This window comes from Streptomyces alkaliphilus (genome assembly GCF_014141535.1).
In the GTDB taxonomy this organism is placed as follows: domain Bacteria; phylum Actinomycetota; class Actinomycetes; order Streptomycetales; family Streptomycetaceae; genus Streptomyces; species Streptomyces alkaliphilus.
On the sequence record NZ_VKHT01001639.1, the window covers coordinates 1 to 584 of the forward strand.

1 protein-coding gene is annotated in these 584 nt (G+C 74.8%); it reads right to left on the reverse strand.

The features are described 5' to 3' along the window. Positions 1-4: 4 nt before the first annotated feature. A partial coding sequence (locus tag FNQ90_RS26095; protein ID WP_182608549.1) for a DUF4115 domain-containing protein occupies positions 5-584 on the reverse strand: 580 nt, incomplete at its 5' end.

The window sequence follows — 584 nt, forward strand, 5'->3', positions numbered from 1 at the left end:
GGCCTCACCCCTCCTCCGGGTCCCCCTTGGTGAAGCTGAGTCGCTGCACCTCTCCCGGACCGCCGACATCCGGGATGTGGCGACCGTTGACGTACAGCTCGATCGCACCGGCGTTCCCGGTGATCAGGTCGATCCGTTCCTCGTCGGTGAAGGTCTCGGAGTCACCGTCCTCCAGCTCGCCCTCGAAGAGCTGCTGGCCGTTGACGTCGCGCACCGAGACCCAGCTGCGGCCGGAGGCGACGACGCGGACGGTCACCCGGTCCGCGGGGGCGCCGGCGACCGCTTCGTCGGCGGCCTCGTCACCCGGGGCGTCCGCTCCGGCGGCCTCCTCGTCCGGGGCGTCGGTCGCGGGTCCGGCGGAGTCCCCGGCCCCCGGCTCGTCGTCCGGGTCCCGCTCCGCTCCGGCGTCGGTGTCCTCACCGGCGGCCTCGGGGGTTCCGCCGGCGCGCTCGTCGCCGTTGAGGGCGTTGAAGCCGACGAAGCCGACCACGGCCACGATCGCCGCGACCATGGCCGCCGTCCAGTTGGGACGGCGCGGCTCGGGACGGATGCGCTCCGCCTCGAAGACCGGGGCGGCCGGGGGC